This is a genomic window from Bacteroidales bacterium, assembly GCA_035353855.1.
Taxonomy (GTDB): Bacteria; Bacteroidota; Bacteroidia; order Bacteroidales; family CG2-30-32-10; genus DAOQAK01.
In genome coordinates, this window is record DAOQAK010000027.1 from 33,842 (window position 1) to 52,412 (window position 18,571).

Sequence of the window (18,571 nt, forward strand, 5' to 3'; positions counted from 1 at the left end):
ATATTTATAAATTTGACATCTTACAAATAATATCCAACTTTATGATAAAACATTTGCGTGTTTTTATTTTTCTTTTTTTTCTGCATGCACTTAATGCGAGTGCCCAGGAGTGTATTAAAACTGTAAATGCCGATTCGCTGAAAGTTACTCATGCTGTATTTAGTCCCGATGGGAAAAGATTTGTAACATCGGGCTGGAATATGAAAGTAAAGATATGGGATGCAATTTCCTATTCTTGTAGCGACACACTGACAGGGCATACAGGAACCGTTCTTTTTGTCGCATACAGTCCCGATGGAAAGTATATCGCCAGTTGCGGATGGGATGGGAAAATTATTATCTGGGATGCTTATACAAAACAAATATATAAATTAATAAGCGAAAATTTTGAAAGGGTGAATGCTGTTGCATTTAGTCCCGATTCAAAGATGCTGGCTTCATGTAGCGGAGATAATACCATTAAAATATATGATGTAATATCAGGAGAAAAATTAAAATCCATTACAGGTCACACCAGTGAAGTAACATCCATTTGTTTTTCGCCATCGGGGAAATTATTAGCAAGCGGCAGCTGGGATAATTCTGTTAAAATTTGGGATGTTGAAACGGGCGTGTTGCAAAATACATTGACAGGACATATGAATGCAGTGAATAGTATTGCTTTCAGCGTTGATGGGAAAACAATTGCCAGCGGCAGTGAAGATTTTTCTGTAAAATTATGGGATGTATCTACTGCAAAACTTATAAAAACCATCTGGAATGATACGAATGCTGTAAATTCAGTGTGTTATAGTCCTGATGGAAACTATCTTGTTTTAGCCGGTGAAAGCAACAAAATCCGTTTAATGAATAATACAACAGGAAAATTGATTCAAACTTTAAAAGGACATGCTAAAGGAATAAAATCTGTTACCTTCAGCAAAGACGGAGCATATATGATTAGTGCATCAGATGATGGTTCAGTAAGAATATGGGACATTACAGTAATAAAGTATGAAAAGTGCATTAAAGAGAAACTGGCATCATATGCTTACCTTTTAAAAGCCAAAGATGAATTTGAAACTACTGAACAATACAACGACCGTTTGAAACAATTTATTGAGCGGAAAGCACATGTTAAAGACGATTGCATTAAAGATGAAGAAAATAAAAAATCGGAACTTGCCAGGCAATCCTATTCATTTGCGATGCTTAAAATTGATGCGTTAAGCGCATATAATGCCGACTTAAAGCAATACCGGGTTACAATAAGTAATAAAAGCTATTCGCTGGAAATGCCTCTTGAAGATGCAAAAACTTTTAAATCGGTATGGCAAACAGCTAAGATAAATGCAATTAAACGTGTGAATCCTGATAGTGGGTTGGAAGAATATATTAATATAGTTATTACTCATCCTGTTTCAAAAACCGAATATAAAGCAGGTACACAGGTTGATCCTTCTGAAGATGCTACATTAAAAGTTTTTTTAGAAATGAATAAAAAATAACGAATAAAATATTAATATTTTATTCGTTATTTTTATATGTATTCAATGAATAATGTATGCTGTAATTATTCTGTACTCAGTTCTTTTTCTTCTTCAAAATCTTTAAAAATATCATCAACCTTTTTTTGATGTATTACAGTATTTATAATATTTTGGAAGCGTTTAAATACAATATCATTTTTTATAATATAATTAAATGCCCCGTTATTCATTATTTCTAGGGCGATATTCATATTATCCTCGCGGGTTAATACAATTACTTCGGTTATGGGATCGATATTTTTGATTTTTTTCAGGATATCCATGCCATTTGCTGCTTTGGGATTCTTGCTGTTTAAATAATAATCAAGAACAATGACTATAGGCCCAAGATGTAAATCTTTAAGGCAGTCTTCACCACTTGAAAAAGTAAGGATTTCAATTTTATGCTTTAGATGTTCTTTAAGATGAAGTTCTAAAGTTTTCGAAAATACCTGGTCGTCCTCAACCAAAAATATAACATGTGTTTTCTTCTTTTTCATGATTGTATGTTTTTAAAATCGTTATAATGATATAGTTTTATTGAATCGATAATTATTAAATTTAATTCCATTTCTCAGTTTTATTTTTGAAAATGTCTTTTATAGCTTGTTCTATTTTCGCAAAAGCCTCCTTGTCTTTTTGTATATATATGCAATCATATTGTTTAATCGATTCTAAAATAACATCAATATTTTTCTGAATACTCAATACGATAATATGTGTTTGTGGTTTTAATGATTTTATTCTTTTTATTATTTCGAGTCCGTTATATGCTTCTTCATATTTTGAGTTCAGAAAATAATCCATAATAACAATCATCGGGTTACGATGCAATTCCAACAAACACATTTCGCCTATACGAAAAACTTTTATCTCTTTTATGTCAGAAAAACGGTTTTGTATAAATGTTTTCAATGATTTTGCATATACCTCATTGTCTTCAACAATAAATATTATAACATTGTTAAATTTTTTTTCTTTGAAAAAATCAGTAGACATTTTAAATAGTTATAGTATTCAAACATATTTATGCTTTTCTTTTTTTTATTACTTATGTTTCTTATATAATTTTATTATAATGATTTATATACAAATATATTGTTGTAATAAAAAGCTGCAATTAAAAAGGGATTAATGAGACATTAAAATTGCATTAAGGTAATTATTCATTCATGATTTGGATATTTTTTATTCAATATTGACCGATAAAAAAATTAATACAACTCTTATCAACAAAAAACAATCCGTCGGTGAATAACCATCAATGACTATTTCTGACTACAAATATCAGCGAAGTGAATTTTATTTTTTAAAATCAATTTTTACATTTTATGTTTTCAATCATCAATTTTACATAAATGAGTCAATGTTTGTTGTGCTGAGCGGCTTGTTAAGTAAAAGGAGAATAGTTATTAGAAATAAACTCCACTAACCTTATATTCTCAACCAAACCAGTTGCCATCAACAAAAAACTCCGCCAGTGGCGGAAAACAAGAAACGGGATTATTCGCTGCGCTCATGATCCCTGTGGGGGATGCTAAAAATTAATAAAAACATACTCACTACGTTCGTATTATTTTTTTATTTTCTTCAATTGCATCAAAATGAATTTTGCTGCTCTTTCCGAAAATAAAAAAAGCTCCTGACGGAGCTGTTTTTATTGATTTGCGGAGAAGGGGGGATTCGAACCCCCGGTACCCTTTCGAGTACGGCAGTTTAGCAAACTGCTAGTTTCAGCCACTCACTCACCTCTCCGTAATATATTTATATCCTGGTGAATTCTATTGAATTGCCGAATTTTGGTTTGCAAATATAAAGATTCTTTATGAAAAAAAATAAACTTTTTGTCTTTTGCTAATCTTTTTTTTATATTTTTGCACACTCTAAATGTATAATTCATCATTTTAGAGTATAATAAAGTTCTTATTAAAAATTTCGGGGTGTAGCGTAGCCCGGTTCATCGCGCCTGCTTTGGGAGCAGGAGGTCGCAGGTTCGAATCCTGCCACCCCGACAAATTTTCCTTCAAAACCCTTGTATTTACAAGGGTTTTTGTTTTATATGAACCATATAGAATCGGGTTTGTATTAATTTATAATAATATTGAATAAGTTATCACTTCACCTTTAATATTTTTAAAACTCCAGGAAATCAATACTATGGAAATCAATACAGTGTTTTTGATGAAAAGCATTGAAACAATTGGAAAAATGAAATCATACATAAATATTTATCCCGAATGCTCATGCTTAAAAATCTTTTCAAAATAAATATTGCAACATAGAGGTGTCTGTCAATTATAAAAGTTCAAACTTGATTGGTAAACAAAACTGAACACGAACAGGTATGCCATTTTGTTTGCCGGGTATCCACTTAGGCATAGCTTTTATTAACCTTATGGCTTCATCACCGCAACCACCGCCAATATCTTTCAATAAAGTAACTTCTGTAATTGACCCATCTTTTTCAACAACAAAAGTAACAACAACAGTACCTGAAATGCCTGTTTCTTTAGCGATCTGAGGGTATACGATATTTGAATATATATATGCATACATTGCTTCATCGCCACCTTCGAACCTTGGCATGACTTCAACAAATGTAAATGGAGGAGGCGGTGCTTGTTCAATAACTTTGTTCTCCACTTCTTCAACAACTATCTCATTTGTTTCAACGGGATTAATATCAATGCTGGTATTTGTTGATTGCTGGTTCAGTTCATCCTGGTTTAAAAGTCCCGTATCTTCTACCGTATCAGCTGTAATGATTGGGGCAGTAAATTTCACTTTTTGCTCCATAACTTCGGGTGGAGGTGGAGGAGGTGGTGGTGGCGGTGCTTCCTCATCAGTTTTTGGAGCTTCCATATTTGCGAATTCAGCACCTACACTTTTTTCAACATTATTAGAACTAGCTTCTTTAAAAAGGAGAAAAGGAATAATCGTTGCTGCGGATATTGCAATAACAGCAATGCTTAATGCAATCGATACAAATTTATTATTATTCGCCCTTAAGAAGAAAGCGCCATAGCTTTTGTTTCTTCCTTCAAAAACAACTTCATCAATATTTTTAAAAGCTGTTTTCATTTTTCCTCCTTACATAAAAATAGTTTATAAAAACAGTGAACTAATTAAGAGATGGTTAAAATGAAATTAAAATAGAATGAACACTTTATCTGTTCATAAAAGATGATAAGATGAAGTGAATATATTGAAGAATACTATCTTCACGTAAAATGCAGTTCGTAGTTTACCGGGTTTTATATATATTTATTTCTGGTTATCTTTTTTCAATGCTTCAAAACCGGCTATCACATCAAATATTTCTTCATCAATAGAATCCTGACGCATGCGGTTGAATTTACACTTAAGGTCTTCAAGTAATTCGTCAATGTTTTTTTCGGCACGTTGCATGGCTTCCAGTCGGCTTGCATTTTCGGCTGCCAATGATTCCGCACAAACCCTGAACAATGATACAAAAAGATATTCCCTGATCAATGCCGATAACGTTGATTGTATTTCGCCTGCAACCTGCGGAATGTTATTTGTTGGCCATTTGTGTTCTTCTATTTCTTTAAGCCATTTGTCATCAAAGGGTAACAGACGCTGACTTATCTGTTCATAACCCCTTCCATGTTTCGGAGAATTATGAAAAATATAAAATTCATTATTCTCATCATTTTTAAAATAATCCTTTTCATTCTGAATTAAAATATCGCCTACAAGCGGAGTGATGTAGTTCACAGAACCCGGTACAGTAAAAAGTTTTGTTGTATTCAAACCGTTATCATTCAATCGTGATTGAATACGTTCACCAACACACCAAATTTCTTTTTTTCCTTTTATATCATTCAATGATTGCATTACAAAATCAACAAGCTTTTCATTAAATTGTCCAACCAGGCCAATGTCGGAACCAACGACCAACACTCTAATAGTTTTATTCCTGTTTTTATTTTGTTTTGCGTTTATGATATTTATTCTCATCTGGCTGAAATAAGCGATAAAGCCTAAAGTAATGGTTCGGTAATAGTCGCCAAGAGAATGAACAGCCATTTCGAACTGATTGATATTGGAAGCTGCAATTGCTTTCATGGTTTTTACAACCGCTCCTATTTTGCCGGCACTTTCAATTTTCCTGCGTAAGCTTTCTATCGTATCACTCATCGCTGTTATCTTTTTTCTACAGAATGAAATGCTCCGAACGGAGTTTGTTCTCTGCGATTTTCAAAATGACTTGCTCATCTTCACTGCTGAATTTATCATTGGAGAACAAGCGTTCGATAATTTCCGATGGTATTTCTTTTACTGATTCCCGAACCGCTTCTTCCGCATTTCGCATCTTCTCTAAAGGAACATCATCAAACAAACGGTGCTTTAATGCAAGCAATAATATGATTTGTTCCGGAACTGACATAGGGTCTGATTCGGCCTGTATCAGGCATGCACGAATTCGTTTACCATGTTCAATTATTCTGCTGGTGTTTTCATCCAATCGTGTTCCGAATCTTGCGAATGTTTCCAATTCTTCAAACTGTGCATATTCCAGCTTAAGGCTTCCGGCAACCGAACGATATACCGGTAATTGCGCTTTGCCACCAACACGTGAAACCGATTTGCCTACATCAATTGCAGGCAATACGCCCAAATCGAAAAGCTTTGGCGAAACATACAATTGTCCATCGGTAATTGAAATAAGATTTGTAGGTATATACGCGGAAATAATCTGGGCTTCTGTTTCAATGATAGGCAAGGCAGTAAGTGAACCGCCTTTCAGTTCATCGTTCAGATGTGTTGCCCGTTCCAATAATCTTGAATGGATATAAAAAATATCACCCGGAAATGCTTCGCGTCCCGGTGGTCTTCTTAATAAAAGCGAAAGCTCACGATAAGCGCGTGCGTGATTGGTGAGGTCATCATAAACTATCAACACATCACGTCCCTGCTCCATAAAATATTCGGCCATGCTGGTTGCCGCATATGGAGCTATGTATTTTAAACCGGGAGAATTATTTCCTTCGGTTACAACAACAATAGTGTATTCCATGGCACCATTCTCGGCAAGTCGTGCAATTACTTTCGCAACAGAAGATGACCGCTGACCAATGGCGCAATAAACACAAATCACATTTTTCCCTTTTTGATTTAATATTGTATCTATAGCAATGGCGGTCTTGCCTGTCTGGCGGTCGCCTAATATCAGTTCGCGCTGACCACGGCCAATGGCAATCATGGCATCAATAACTTTTAAACCGGTTTGCAGAGGAACCTTCACCGGTGCACGATTCATGATCTCAGGAGCAGGACGTTCGATAGGTAAACGTTCAGTGAATGAAACCAATTCTTTTCCATCGAGTGGTTCACCTAATGGATTTACAACACGACCTATCAATCCATCGCCAACAGGAACATCCATTACACGACCTGTTCGTTCCACTTCGTCTCCTGCATGTATCGCTGTATTTTCGCCCAGGAGGATAACACCTATTTCATCAGCATCAATATTGAATGCTATGCCATATGTGTTTCCGGGAAATTTTAAAATTTCTTCATAACCAACCCCGGGAAGGCCGGAAACCCTGACAATTCCGGTAGTTACACTTAATACGGTACCCCCTTCTTTTGCTGCAAATTTTTGAACATAACGTTCCCTGCTCTGACTCAACTCATCAAAAGCACTGTTAATAAAGCTATGTAAAAAATCTTCAGCCATATTTTTTCTTTATCTTTTTATCCTTTGTCTTCTTTATTGTTCTCTTTTTTATATACCTGTAGTTTGGAATAAATGGTTTCTGAAATATTCTTTTCAATAGAAGAAAGATACTCCGAAATACTCCACGACAACTTATAACCATCGGCATGTAATTCAATACCACTGATCATTTCAGGATTGGTTTTAAATGTAAGCTCAATGGAATTGCCCAACATTTCTTTTAATGTTTTTTCAATTTCTTTTTGTTGCGACGGAATCAAATGGAAGGTGCTGCTTACCATAACCGCATGCTTTGATGTTGAAAATGCTGACGATAATTTTTTCTTTTCTTCATCAACTAAATCATTCAAACGTTTGATGAAAACACTTACTATTCTTTGCTCGAGCGTGTCGTCAGCAAGTTCTTTCAATATTTTCCCGGCTATAGAAAAAACTTCTGCCTGTGTTTTCCGCATTATTGCAAGACTTAAATTTTTCTGTTCTTCTTTAAACGTAGTTTTCAGTTTTTCTCTTAAAGCCTCCGATTCTTTTAATGCTTCTTCGAGCAGAAGTTGTTTTTTTGTTTTTATTTCATCAACCGCCTGATTCCATTGGTCGTTACGTTGTTGCGCAAACTCCCTGTTCTTTTTCAGGAATTCATCACGTTCATTTTCTGCTTCTGATTTTTTTGCTTCGGCATCTTTAAGTTTAGCTGTGATTTGATTTTCTCTTTCAGCAATAGCTTTTAATATTGGCTTATACAGGAAGCGTTTCAGCAACCAAACCAAAATTAAAAAGTTGATGACCTGAGCAAAAACCGTGAACCAATTGATAAGCATTTTTTTCTTTTTTTAATGAGCAATAAAATGATTCCAGAAAGGATTCGCAAAAATTAATATCATCGAAACCACGAAACAATAAATTGCACATGATTCGATCATTGCCAGTCCGATGAATAACGTGCTTGTTATTTTGGACGAAGCATCGGGTTGTTGTGCCAGTGACTGCAACGCACTTGCAATGGCCCGTCCTTCGGCCAATGCCGGCATCATGCATCCTATACCTGTTGTCAGCCCTGCTGTAATAATAGTAGCTGCGCTAATTATAGTACTGCTGTCCATAGTTTATTCCTCCTTATTATTTATTTTTTTATTTTGTTTTATTTTCTTTTTGCTTTCGACAGTGATTCCCGAAGCAATGTATACTGTTGCCAGAATGCTGAAGATATATGCCTGAACCATTCCCGTAAGCAAACCGAGTATACTTATGACCATTGGAAATATAAAAGGCACTATACTTAAAAGTATGGCCACGATCATACTGCCACTCATGATATTCCCGAAAAGTCTTACTGCTAAAGCTATGGTACGTGAAAATTCACTGATGATATGAAAAGGCAGCATAATGAAATTGGGATGTAAATAAGATTTGAGATAACCCAATAAACCACATCGGCAAATACCGAAAAAGGGTACGGCAAAAAACACACTTAACGAGAGTGCCGCTGTTGTTGACAGAGAGCCCGTGGGAGGTTCATAACCCGGAAAAATGATACACAGGTTAGACGTACCAATGAATAAAAACAAGGTGCCCAGGAATCCTATATATTTTACAGGTTCTTTTAACCCTATTTCTTCAATTTGTTTATTAATGCCTTTTACCAGCATTTCAAGTATACATTGCCAACGCGAAATATGAATATCTGTACGAAGTTTTCGTGTGATGAGTATGGAAATACTTACCAATACCAACATAATTGCCCATGTCCAAACAATAGTACCGTTAATGCAGAAGATGCCTTGCTGCCAGAAAATAGTATCGTCGGGGCTAAGCCTCATCTTTTACCTCCACTTTTTTGTTTACATTATTAGATAAAAATCGTTTACTCAGTAATCGTGCGAGAATAAAACCGAACAAACAAATGAGTAATTTTTTCCAGTTTCCTTCCGATATATAATAAAACCCAACAAGGGCGATTCCTGTTCTTAAAATAAAACTTCCCAGCACCCATAGTAACGGGTTTTTTGATGTTACACCTTTTTTTATGGTAAGCCATAAGCCACCAAAAAATATTGCGCCAATTATAATACCTGCAAATAGTGCAGCTACCATATATAAATCTTCATTTACCATTTCCATTATTTTTATGCATTTTTTTGTTTTCTTTATCAACCCAGTGCCATGCCAGCAGACATCCTAACACCAGGCCCACGAACAGCAGGGATATTGTCCATGAGAATGTCTGCGGATAATTTTTATCAAGCCATACTCCTGATGCAACACCCAGCAAAGTAGGAACAACAACCGACCAGCCCACTATCCCGAATAATCCAAAACCCAGCCACACACTCCGTTTCTCCTGACGCAGCGATTTTAGTTTTTGCTTTTCTTTCTTGGCAATCTTCTGGCTTAACTCATCTCTACCTTTTATATCCACTGCTTTCATTTTATTCTTTTAAAAACTTTTTAAGGCTATTAATTAAACTATTGCTCATTTTCTCCATGACTTTATTTATATTTTTTTCTTTCTCGTCCACGTACAAAAATTCTTTTTCCACCAACTCATGTAGTTTCCCAAGATCCGTTCCACCAATCGCATTGCGAACCGACACCAGCACATCATTTCCTGTTTTGATCAATATTCCTTCATCAATAGCAATGTAAACCACACCCTGTGTTTCTGTTTCGTATTCGAAGATGCCCGGAACCAAAGCAGCTACACAATCAAGTCGTTGTGGTAAAAATCCATAAGAGCCATTCTTTGTTTCTGCAACAATACGTCTGACCTGCGTGTTTTCAGAAAACACTTTATAAGGCAACAATATCTTTAATTTCATTAATGATGGTTCCATACTTTATGATTTCATTTGTCATATTGAGCCTGTCGATGTCATATTGAGCCTGTCGAAATATGGCTTCGATAAACTCTGCCTGACAGTCGGTATTTTATGGTTCAATAACACTATCGGTTTTATCTCATTTTTTATTTTATGTTTTTTTTATTTTTTCCAACACTTCATCTATAGAGCCTACCATATAGAATGCGCTTTCCGGAAGTTCCGAAAACTCATCATTCAGAATGCGCTCGCAACCTGTAATTGCATCATCAAGGCTTACATCTTTTCCTTTCATTCCGCTAAACTGTTCGGTTGTATAAAAAGGTTGTGTAAGGAAACGTTCCAAACGCCTGGCCCTGTTCACCAGTTTGCGGTCGTCGGTTGATAGCTGTTCTATCCCGAGCATCGATATGATGTCCTTTATCTCTTCATATTTTGCCAGGCATTGCCGGATATTCTGTGCAGTTGAATAATGCCTTTCGCCAATAATAGCGGCTGTTGCCATTTTTGAATTCGACTGCAACAAATCAATGGCAGGAAACAAACCTTCGCTTGCCCGCTTTCGAGAAAGAACAATAGAAGCCGATTGATGCGAAAAAGTATGAACAGCCGAAGGGTCGGTCATATCATCAGCCGGCACGAACACCGCCTGAATTGAAGTAATGGCAGCAACATCGGTATTAGAGATGCGTTCTTCCAGTTTTGATAAATCTGTTCCCAGTGTTGGCTGATACCCCATGCGTGATGGCATTTGTCCCATTAATCCTGATACTTCCATGCCTGCCTGGATAAACCTGAAAATATTATCAATAAGCAAAAGCACATCGCGATGTTCATCATCCCTGAAATATTCAGCCATCGTAAGCGCTGCATGCCCAACACGGAAACGTGCTCCCGGCGGCTCATTCATTTGACCGAACATCATGATGGTTTTGGAAAGAACACCGGAATCTTTCATGTCGTGATAAATCTCATGTCCTTCGCGGCATCGTTCGCCAATACCACAAAACATACTCACTCCTTTCTGATGTTCAATAACATTATGTATCATCTCGGTAAGTAAAACTGTTTTGCCAACACCGGCTCCACCAAAAAGGCCGGCCTTTCCGCCACGTTCAATAGGTACCAGAACATCGATGGCTTTTATACCTGTTTCGAAAATCTGTGATTTAGTTGAGCGGTTGGATAATGAAGGAGGAGGTTGATGAATACTGCGCTTTTCAACATTTTCACTTAAAGGAAGTTTATGATCGATAGTTTCGCCAAACACGTTAAACACGCGGCCAAGCGTTTCTTTTCCAACAGGCACTTTCAAAGGCTCATCGGTACTTCTTGCCATCATACCACGGGTTAAGCCCTGTGTGGGTGTTAATGCCATACATCGGACAATATTGTTATCGAGCTGTGATAAAACTTCCATCACAACTTTATCATTTTCGGCTGTATAAATTATAGAATAAATTGGTGGGATATTAACTTCAAACCTTATATCTACTACGCTTCCGTGTACCGACACTATTTCCCCTATATTGGATGAAATGGCAACTGAATTATTTATCCTGTCAGTATACTTCATCATATAAAATTTTAAAATCAAGAAAACATTGGGGCAATAAACTCAATACAGCAGCGCTATCAGATATATTTTTTCGATTCTAATATGCTGATGATCGTATCAACAATTTCATTTTCATTAATAGTTTTACGGTTAAAACATAAATCAAAAATTTCATCTTCATGAAGGCTGCCTCTGAAAAATTGTAAAAATTCAGCTCTGCGCTTTTCCATTTCTTTAACCTGTATTCTCGATTGAGTTACTGTTAAATTTTGCCGTTCCCTGTAACATTCAGCTCGCCATTCAAACGGAGCAAAAAGTTTTACATGAAGCGCTTTGGGGTAATCTTTCAGAATAATATTGCTGGCTCTTCCAACCATGATCACATATCCATCCTTACAATATGATTTAACTACATTTGTTATGGTAGCTTTAATCTTTTCATTACTTAAATATTGACTGCCAAATGACAATATAATATCCGCTAGTGTTCCTTTTTGTTTTGCATTAAAAATATCAGAAATATATTCAGGCGATACTTTTAAATCCAATGCCGATTTTTCCATTATTTCCCGGGTTATCCATTTCCACGGTTGATTTAATCCTGAAACCTTACTCCTTTCAAGTAATTTTTGACATAATATTTCGGCGATTCGATTACCCCAACATCCAAATTCTCTTGAGATGGTAATGACCGGATTCAGTGATTCAGGAGACTCTTCCTTTTCCTGAAGCCTTTCTGACAAGTATTTGATAAGAAAATTGTCCATATTTACCTCCTTACATGAATTAAGTTTATGGTAACAGATTTTAAATTGAAAGTATGTTCAATCAAAAATATGGTATAGTAAGACCTCTGACATTAAGACTGTATTAGTTTCACATTAAGAAAACATGAACAAGAAATATATGTGATGAAAGGGAAATCAATATCAAAAAATATTATTGAACAATGATCTGTTTAATAAAAAAATTAATGGAATGATATTGATAAATGATTTAATATTGGTCATACAGATTAATTTTAAGTTGAATAACTTAACCTTGCAGGCAGGCTTTTTCTGCTTGAAAATTTCAGTATATTTAATTTTATTTTAATGGAATTTTAAATGAATTAAAATGAATAGTATATTATTTTTTATAAACAGGTTTGAATTTGCATAAAAAATCAACGACTTCATTTATATCATCAGTGTATTTTATATATTTCGAATTATCATCTTTCGCGATCAATTTATCAAGAATGTTTTTAACCGGGAACTTTTTTGTCCAGTAATCCTTATCAAGGAACACCATAGGACTAAACCAGTCTACAGTTTTATAATAATTCTGATTGGCATCCTGAAATATTTCTTGTATGGTACCGGCTTTCCCTTCGCAGTATATTACACCGTATTTGGCAATTGCCAGTAGCCCATCTTCTCTTATGCTGTTTTGGTAATATTTAGCTATATGAGATGCAAAAGGACAGGGAGGTTCATGACCATATAACCATGTAGGCACGGCTAAACTTTCTCCTCCAATAGGATATTTCTGTAACAACTCAAATGCAGGTTTTATCCAATCGTGTAACTTATCAGCAATATTTTTATCTAAAACCCCATTATCGTCGATTATTTTTGAATAATTTTCAGGGAGTTTTGGTCTTGCTGACATATATTTAAGTGCTTCGTCCAAAACATCTTCACTGTAACGGGAAAAGTATGCTCCCAAATGTGTGGCTTCCATTGCGCCGGAACCGCCACCGCTTGTTATCAGGAATCCCTTATTTGTAAGTTGATAAGCTAACTTTGCAATTTTAGCATATATGCCATACTGTGTTCTTTCCATCTCATGCCCACCCATTATTCCAATTATTTTTTCTCTTTGCATTATTTCCTGGATATCATTCCATATCGAGAAATCATGCAAGGAGCGCATCATTCCTACATAATAGGAAGATGGAAAGGAGCCGCCTGAAACTTTAAAATCAGAATAAGCTTTAAAATCAAGTGTGGTAATATAACTGTCAACATCATTAATATTAAATGTGGAGAATAATTCATCGCGTGAATATACTTTTTCACGAATTGGATTTACAGGAAAATCAATCTTTGGCATAATTAACTTTTATTTGAGGCTGTATTAAAGATCAAATGAATTTACTATTCCGATTAAATTTATAAAAATATAAAAATGGTTCAGATTGATTCAGAATAATGGGAATATTATTTCGTCTTCAGCTTGTGAAACTTTTGGTAATTTCTTTTTTGCCGGTTTAACCGGAAAAATTGATTTTTCATTATTTGTTTCCGGGTTGATTTGGGTTGGTTTCATTTCTTGTTTTTGATTTCTTTTTTCAATTAACCGTAATAAATAATCCTTCATATTCAGGTTAAGTTCTTCCGCTTCTTTCTGGAGTTGAAAATATAAATCAAGAGGTATTCTTGAGGCGATTGATTTAGTTGTTTTTGATACCATAAAATTTACATTTTATAATGATTATAAAAATACATATCAATGTTGAAATTACGCAAGGTGTTACACTTTTTAAGTGTAGTGTTACTAATATTTTACAAATATATAAATTTTTCAATTGAATAATATTATTTTTATATAAAATACAATATTAATAACAGTCTGTTTTCAATATTCGAAAAGTTAAAAAGAAAAATAAAATATCAAAATTATGATAGGGTAAAATAAGATTTAATACAAATTGAAAATTCATTCCAAAATATTAATTAAGAATACGAAAATTTGTGTTTTATATTTTCATTGACAAGTAATTATTCCATGTAAGTCTGTCATCTTCTTAAAGAATAATATTACTCATCCTTATTTTTCTTCGTAGTGAATAAAAAAAATACTATTTTTGCACTCTTAAAAATGTTCATTAATACATTATTGGTCTCGTAGCTCAGCTGGATAGAGCAACAGCCTTCTAAGCTGTGGGTCGGGCGTTCGAATCGCCCCGAGATCACCTGAATCAGTGAAAACCCTTTGAATATGTACTCAAAGGGTTTTTTATTTTACGAAAAATATTTAAAGCGATTCTTCATTTATATCAATATTCTTCATAATTTAGAGGTGTACATTTTACAAACACACCCCTGGTATTATGAAAACGAAAATTACGTTATTCACTGTTTTTATATTGTTTACATTCTCTGCATTTTCACAAAGTTTTAAATGGGTAAAAAAATATTACACTACTTCCGAAGGTGCTTTCAATTGTATAATTGTTTCTAATGACCATAATTATATATCCTGCGGTCAGCTTGACTATAAAGGGTTCATAATGAAAACTGATACGGCGGGAAATGAAATGTGGAGCAAAGCTTATCAATTCATGAGAAATATAAATCAGGTTGAAAATACATTTGACGGAAATCTTGTTATATATGGACCTTCAGATACAACACAGGATTATTATTTTATTAAAATGAATGCTACAGGTGATACTTTGTGGCGGAAAAAATTTAAATGCGACTATAGCCGAAACAATCAGAATTTTATACAGACAAGCGATAGTGGTTTTGTACTGACATATTCGCAAAGCGATACAATTCATCTTGTGAAGATGAATAAATCAGGAGATGTTTTATGGTCGAAAATTTATCTGGGTATGCAATATGCCAGGTCAAATTCAATAAGTCTTACTAAAGACGGTGGTTTTGTAATTGGTGCCAATACATATTCTGATGATGCAAAATCGGTCGAATCAATGTTGATTATCAAGACAGATGCTTCAGGTGATTCATTATGGACTCATACATATACAATAACAGGTTATAATCAGGTTGCAAGTGTTCTTGAAATGAATGATAATAATTATATCATTGCTTATTATACAGGACTATCATGCAGCTATAAATCATATATCCGAAAAATTAATCCTGCAGGTACTGTAATTTGGAACTATCAGAATTTGCTGGGAGGTTCAAGTGCATTTGCATGGTCATTATACAGAGCTCCTGATGATAATTATGTTATTGCTGGTGCAATAAAGCATTTTAACGAAGGAACAGGTTATGATTACACAATTGATTGGGTTGACAGCACCGGCAGCGAGCCCTGGGTGTTGAATTATCGGGATTCTGCTTTTGATTATTGTAATTCAATAGCTTTCGAAACGGATTCAATTTTAATTACTGCCGGATTGACAAATAATTCTGCAAATAATATTTTAACTATTGCTAAAATTTCTATAATACCTGTAATTACTGATATTCTGGAACCTGTTAATAATTCTGATATTAAAATTTACCCTAATCCTTCAGCAGGAAATGTTGTTATTATTGTTCCTGAGGCGACTGAAAATATTAGCATCATAAATGCAGTTGGACAAGAAGTTTATTCACTAAAAACGAATCGAAAAACAAAATTTGATTTTACCATTACTGATGAAGGGATTTATTTTATTCGTGTTGAAGCGAAAAATCAAATATTCACAAAAAAATTAATAGTGAATGAATGAAGTAAGATTATTCAATTATCAGTATTTTCGATGCTTTTAGCAAGTCCGATTTCTCATCATAAACCTGTATCAAATACATTCCGGTTTTGCCAAAATGATCAGTGTTGATTTTTATTTCAGCTTGTGAGAATTTATTTTCATACACCAAACTCCCAATGTTATTGATGATTCGCACAGAATAATTTTTTATTTCAGCGGAATTTTTTATATCGATGAAAATAAAATCTTTTGCAGGATTAGGGTAGAGCTGAATAGAAGCAATATCATTACGAATATTATTTACAGCAGATAATGAGCTGAAACAATTATTCAGTTCATTTAATGCGTATGAAGCTAATGCTGATTCTTTATTAAGCATTAAGTTTACAGGTAGAGAACTAAGCAATCGCAGACTGTCTAAAAAGTTTTCAGTTTCTGAAAATATATTATCTTCCAAAGGAAAGATGCAATGCCATAATCCACCGCCAACACTGTCGCGTAATTTATAAGTGTCGATATAATTATCATTGGACGAATAATCGAAAAGCGTAGTGCGAATTTCATTGGCTTTATCGCATAATGCAGATGTTGTTGAGCCATCGGCCTCGGCAGGTGTGTAGCCTACAGGCCAGTAGGGGAGTGCTACAGTAGAAGCAGGTTGACCAAGTATAGTCCACATTGTGGTTAAGACTGGTTTTTCTGATGGTAATACTCCGTGAATTACAGAAGTTGAAACGGATGATGTGCGACAAATACTTTTTTCGCAATAAATATATCCATAAGGAATTCCAATTGACCAGTTGCCTGCAAATGGAATACTGACAGGGTTACTGTTATTGTCAGAGAAATCGCGCATCTGGTAACGGATAATGCTTTTGTAATTCAAACTATCACCATTGAAAAAATTATTTATCAGAACATTTGAACGGTTGTATCTTTCTATTCCGTAATTGCCTCCGCCATTGACAGAAAAATTGGTGCGAATAATGAATCCGTTTGCTGTACTGTCGGTGTCGAATTTGTAATAAACATTTCCGCCTGTTTCGAAGAATGCTGCAGCACCCGTGGAATCAATAACCCCGAAGTTTGCTTGCGTTGAGCGCCCTGTTATATTTGTTGAATCAAGATAATGCTGAAATTCATCAATGGTTTTACAAGCACCTAATACATCGCGCATCAGTGTTCCATTTCCGGGACCGGTAAGGTTGCTAACCAAATCAGTTGATGCTGAATTGATAATTGCAAAACCATGTTCATTTACTCCCATCCATGATAGCGTTGATGTTCCTGCATCGGCAACATAAATAAATTTGTATTTGAATGACGTGTTATATTTTACTTCGTTATCGGGAGAAGAACTGTTATCTCTTGTCTTCCATAGCAGCGGACGCCCATCTTTTGTAGCGCTTCCTGATGCCACGCCCACGGTACATTCTTCGGATGATTGCCCGAAAAGTTTGTGTGAATTATTTTGAAAAATAAAAAATAAAAGCAAAATGAAAATATTACTTTTATTTAGTATAACTGATAGTACATTATTTTTTATCTTCATAACTTAACGATAAATTATTTGTTGAAAGTGATTTTGGTATTTCGAAAAATATTTTCACTTCTTCATATTTTTTAGAAATACTCATAGTTGCGCCGTCAGTTGCTTCAAAGTCGGACAGTCCGCCACCTATATCAATTTTACCCCATGCTCCGGGTGAAGTATAAGTTGTTCCTTTATCGTCAGTAAGTTTGAATGAAACAGTTTTTAAATCTTTTTCTTTTTGAATTTCGTTAACCTTAAGGTTTAACAATAAAAAATGATTTTCATTCTTTTTAGGTTTTACTTTATTGACGGGCGTTTCGCTGGAAACAGAAATATCGGTAATTTGAATTTTAGCAAGACCAATATCAATAATGTTTCCTTTTGCCAGAAGGTTTTTATTTTGTACTTCTTCTGTTTTAGAGTCGCTTTCCGGCTTTTGGTTTTTATCCTGCGATTGATTTGCGCATGAAAAGAAAAAGAAAAGCGGGATTATAAAAATAATATTATACCAGTTTTTTAAATAAGGAAATGCTTATGAAAATTTGTAATGCGGGGTGATTGATTTTGATTTTATTTGAAATAAGATGTTTGAGAAATAACGGATACCACGCAAATATATAATTTACTGAAATAGCTTGATTTTATTCTCTGTCCCGTAGGGACAGCAGCTTGGTGAAAAAGAACCGAAAATACTTTAATGTACCATAGGTACTACCCATTCAGCGTTATTATTGTTGTGTACCTACGGCACACATTATCATTTAAGTTTTATGTTTTTACCAAGCGGTTATGCCTAATGGCATATATTCTTTAAAATTTTCCTAAAGGACTGTTATTATAATTTATTTTTTAATGAAATAAAGCTCAACGTTTTCGTGGCTGCTTGCAAGCCGCTGTCAACCTGCTCGTGTCCATGTGCATTAATTTGTCAAATTTATTTCTTTCCTGTCAAACGTGCAATCCCGAATTCTAAGATATAAACAAACATTTCGGAATATTTTTTTTACACATAA

General features: G+C 34.6%; 19 protein-coding genes and 3 tRNA genes. 4 read left to right on the top strand and 18 right to left on the bottom strand.

The window, feature by feature from the left end; translation table 11 throughout:
* The first annotated feature begins 41 nt into the window (after window positions 1-41).
* Window positions 42-1,487: a WD40 repeat domain-containing protein gene (locus PKK00_08385; protein HNW98412.1), complete on the top strand. Its 1,446-nt coding sequence runs from the start codon at window positions 42-44 to the stop codon at window positions 1,485-1,487.
* A 65-nt stretch (window positions 1,488-1,552) separates the two neighbouring features.
* Here PKK00_08385 and PKK00_08390 read toward each other — a convergent pair whose 3' ends face one another.
* The 3 genes from PKK00_08390 to PKK00_08400 all read right to left on the bottom strand — a co-directional run bounded on the left by PKK00_08390 (window position 1,553) and on the right by PKK00_08400 (window position 3,263).
* Window positions 1,553-2,008 carry a response regulator gene (locus PKK00_08390; protein HNW98413.1) on the bottom strand — a complete coding sequence of 152 codons (456 nt, stop codon included), beginning with the start codon at window positions 2,006-2,008 and terminating at the stop codon, window positions 1,553-1,555.
* Window positions 2,009-2,069: 61 nt separating this feature from the next.
* On the bottom strand, window positions 2,070-2,507 hold the full coding sequence (locus tag PKK00_08395; protein HNW98414.1) for a response regulator: 438 nt from the start codon (window positions 2,505-2,507) through the stop codon (window positions 2,070-2,072).
* A 669-nt stretch (window positions 2,508-3,176) separates the two neighbouring features.
* Window positions 3,177-3,263, bottom strand: a tRNA-Ser gene (locus PKK00_08400).
* 181 nt (window positions 3,264-3,444) lie between these two features.
* Between PKK00_08400 and PKK00_08405 the strand changes: the two genes are divergently transcribed.
* Window positions 3,445-3,520 (top strand) — tRNA-Pro (locus tag PKK00_08405).
* Window positions 3,521-3,803: 283 nt separating this feature from the next.
* Here PKK00_08405 and PKK00_08410 read toward each other — a convergent pair.
* From PKK00_08410 to PKK00_08470, 13 genes are all read right to left on the bottom strand, one after another.
* Window positions 3,804-4,589 carry an energy transducer TonB gene (locus tag PKK00_08410; GenBank protein ID HNW98415.1) on the bottom strand — a complete coding sequence of 262 codons (786 nt, stop codon included), beginning with the start codon at window positions 4,587-4,589 and terminating at the stop codon, window positions 3,804-3,806.
* Window positions 4,590-4,772: 183 nt separating this feature from the next.
* On the bottom strand, window positions 4,773-5,669 hold the full coding sequence (locus PKK00_08415; protein ID HNW98416.1) for a F0F1 ATP synthase subunit gamma: 897 nt from the start codon (window positions 5,667-5,669) through the stop codon (window positions 4,773-4,775).
* Between the two features lie 16 nt (window positions 5,670-5,685).
* Window positions 5,686-7,215, bottom strand: a complete 1,530-nt coding sequence (locus PKK00_08420) for an alternate F1F0 ATPase, F1 subunit alpha (GenBank protein ID HNW98417.1) — start codon at window positions 7,213-7,215, stop codon at window positions 5,686-5,688.
* A 17-nt stretch (window positions 7,216-7,232) separates the two neighbouring features.
* Window positions 7,233-8,033 carry a F0F1 ATP synthase subunit delta gene (locus PKK00_08425; GenBank protein ID HNW98418.1) on the bottom strand — a complete coding sequence of 267 codons (801 nt, stop codon included), beginning with the start codon at window positions 8,031-8,033 and terminating at the stop codon, window positions 7,233-7,235.
* A 12-nt stretch (window positions 8,034-8,045) separates the two neighbouring features.
* Window positions 8,046-8,315 (bottom strand): F0F1 ATP synthase subunit C, encoded by a 270-nt coding sequence (locus PKK00_08430; GenBank protein ID HNW98419.1) that lies wholly within the window; start codon window positions 8,313-8,315, stop codon window positions 8,046-8,048.
* Between the two features lie 3 nt (window positions 8,316-8,318).
* Window positions 8,319-9,032 (bottom strand): F0F1 ATP synthase subunit A, encoded by a 714-nt coding sequence (locus PKK00_08435; protein ID HNW98420.1) that lies wholly within the window; start codon window positions 9,030-9,032, stop codon window positions 8,319-8,321.
* Window positions 9,022-9,327, bottom strand: a complete 306-nt coding sequence (locus PKK00_08440) for an ATP synthase subunit I (GenBank protein HNW98421.1) — start codon at window positions 9,325-9,327, stop codon at window positions 9,022-9,024. Before PKK00_08440 ends, PKK00_08435 begins: the two co-directional genes overlap by 11 nt.
* Window positions 9,317-9,640 (bottom strand): AtpZ/AtpI family protein, encoded by a 324-nt coding sequence (locus PKK00_08445; GenBank protein ID HNW98422.1) that lies wholly within the window; start codon window positions 9,638-9,640, stop codon window positions 9,317-9,319. The genes PKK00_08440 and PKK00_08445 overlap by 11 nt, the downstream gene beginning before the upstream one ends.
* A 1-nt stretch (window position 9,641) precedes the next feature.
* On the bottom strand, window positions 9,642-10,046 hold the full coding sequence (locus PKK00_08450; GenBank protein ID HNW98423.1) for a F0F1 ATP synthase subunit epsilon: 405 nt from the start codon (window positions 10,044-10,046) through the stop codon (window positions 9,642-9,644).
* Between the two features lie 136 nt (window positions 10,047-10,182).
* Window positions 10,183-11,610: a F0F1 ATP synthase subunit beta gene (atpD, locus tag PKK00_08455; GenBank protein ID HNW98424.1), complete on the bottom strand. Its 1,428-nt coding sequence runs from the start codon at window positions 11,608-11,610 to the stop codon at window positions 10,183-10,185.
* 56 nt (window positions 11,611-11,666) lie between these two features.
* Window positions 11,667-12,356, bottom strand: coding sequence for a cytidylate kinase-like family protein (locus tag PKK00_08460; GenBank protein HNW98425.1), 690 nt, complete (start codon window positions 12,354-12,356; stop codon window positions 11,667-11,669).
* Window positions 12,357-12,717: 361 nt separating this feature from the next.
* Window positions 12,718-13,686, bottom strand: coding sequence for a hypothetical protein (locus tag PKK00_08465; protein ID HNW98426.1), 969 nt, complete (start codon window positions 13,684-13,686; stop codon window positions 12,718-12,720).
* Between the two features lie 90 nt (window positions 13,687-13,776).
* The gene (locus tag PKK00_08470; protein HNW98427.1) at window positions 13,777-14,046 is read right to left on the bottom strand and encodes a hypothetical protein; all 270 of its coding nucleotides are present in this window, start codon (window positions 14,044-14,046) and stop codon (window positions 13,777-13,779) included.
* 428 nt (window positions 14,047-14,474) lie between these two features.
* Between PKK00_08470 and PKK00_08475 the strand changes: the two genes are divergently transcribed.
* Window positions 14,475-14,548, top strand: a tRNA-Arg gene (locus PKK00_08475).
* 138 nt (window positions 14,549-14,686) lie between these two features.
* Window positions 14,687-16,045 carry a T9SS type A sorting domain-containing protein gene (locus PKK00_08480; protein HNW98428.1) on the top strand — a complete coding sequence of 453 codons (1,359 nt, stop codon included), beginning with the start codon at window positions 14,687-14,689 and terminating at the stop codon, window positions 16,043-16,045.
* Window positions 16,046-16,052: 7 nt separating this feature from the next.
* Here PKK00_08480 and PKK00_08485 read toward each other — a convergent pair whose 3' ends face one another.
* Both PKK00_08485 and PKK00_08490 read right to left on the bottom strand, forming a co-directional pair.
* Window positions 16,053-17,519 (bottom strand): T9SS type A sorting domain-containing protein, encoded by a 1,467-nt coding sequence (locus tag PKK00_08485; protein ID HNW98429.1) that lies wholly within the window; start codon window positions 17,517-17,519, stop codon window positions 16,053-16,055.
* A gap of 40 nt (window positions 17,520-17,559) precedes the next feature.
* Window positions 17,560-17,826, bottom strand: a complete 267-nt coding sequence (locus PKK00_08490) for a hypothetical protein (GenBank protein HNW98430.1) — start codon at window positions 17,824-17,826, stop codon at window positions 17,560-17,562.
* Window positions 17,827-18,571 lie beyond the last annotated feature (745 nt).